This is a genomic window from Paenarthrobacter sp. 4246 (assembly GCF_040546855.1).
In the GTDB taxonomy this organism is placed as follows: domain Bacteria; phylum Actinomycetota; class Actinomycetes; order Actinomycetales; family Micrococcaceae; genus Arthrobacter.
Window position 1 is genome coordinate 1 of sequence record NZ_JBEPOP010000022.1, and the last position, 1,079, is coordinate 1,079.

The following is a 1,079-nucleotide window of genomic DNA, read 5'->3' on the forward strand; positions in this document are numbered from 1 at the left end:
GAGTAGGACACCGCCGGACAACCATTAGGCAAGAGCCCCGACCACAGGTCGGGGCTCTTCCCCTTTAACCACCCAAACACACCCCCGAGCGACAAGCACCCGAACAGGCCCATGAGGAAGAGCGTTTCTTCAGTTTTCTCGAACTCAGGGAAACTCTGGAAAACCTGAGCTAGGCGGAAGATAGATGTGGCCCATGATGGGAATCCAGGAGGGCCTGGCCCGAAACGGCAGCAGGTAAGCTCGGCGCGTACTAGTTTTTGGACGACTTTGCGGCCTTCGCAGCTGCTTTTGCTGCCTGCTTGCTGGCACGTACCTTGACTAATGACTCAGGATCCACGATGTCGGCTACGGATAAGTACGATCCTTCCTCGCCGTAGTGACCGGCGGCCTCCCGCCATCCTTTGGCTTGAAGGCCGCATTGCTTGCCCAGCAGGGCCAGGAAGATTTTCGCCTTCTGCTCGCCGAAGCCCGGCAACGCTTTGAGCCGGCGCAGTACCTCAGGACCGTCAGGGTTTCCGCGGGTCCAGATCGAGGCAGCATCACCGTTCCAGTCGCTGTGGACCGTCTCCGCCAAGGCTTGGACCCGGCCTGCCATGGAACCGGGGAAGCGATGAACGGCCGGCCTCTCCTTGAAGATTTCGATGAAACCGGCGGGATCGTGCTCGGCAATGGCAGCTGGCTCCAGGGACCCAAGGCGGGTCCGGATCTTCTCTGGACCAGCAAATGCCGACTCCATGGTGACTTGTTGATCGAGCAACATACCCGTGAGCAACGCAAAGGCGTCGTCACTGAGCAGTCTGTCGGCGGCGGCATCTCCCGTGATGTGCAGTTCCATGCGCTCCATCCTCCCACCAGGTGGCGTCAACGTCATTGGCCCGCTCATTGCGACCCATAAGTTCGCAGCCCGCTGCGGCCACTCCGCAGTTCCTGCCTGCTGTGCGGCAGAGCTGATGCCCTGACGTCCGGTGGCGAGTTCGACGGCGGTTGGTGGGGTTTTGGGGGTGGGTTTGGTGTGGGTGGGGTGGGGTGTGGGGGTGGATTTGCGTTGGGGGTTGGGGGCGTGTATTGTTTTCTGAGTC

General features: G+C 60.9%; 1 protein-coding gene. It reads right to left on the reverse strand.

From position 1 onward, the window contains the following. Positions 1-250 precede the first annotated feature (250 nt). Positions 251-844 (reverse strand): HhH-GPD-type base excision DNA repair protein, encoded by a 594-nt coding sequence (locus ABIE35_RS21170; protein ID WP_354517843.1) that lies wholly within the window; start codon positions 842-844, stop codon positions 251-253. Positions 845-1,079 lie beyond the last annotated feature (235 nt).

Bases quoted from the DNA above. Each gene is read 5' to 3' on its own strand.
- ABIE35_RS21170 (WP_354517843.1), bottom strand. From the start codon at position 844: ATGGAGCGCATGGAACTGCACATCACGGGAGATGCCGCCGCCGACAGA.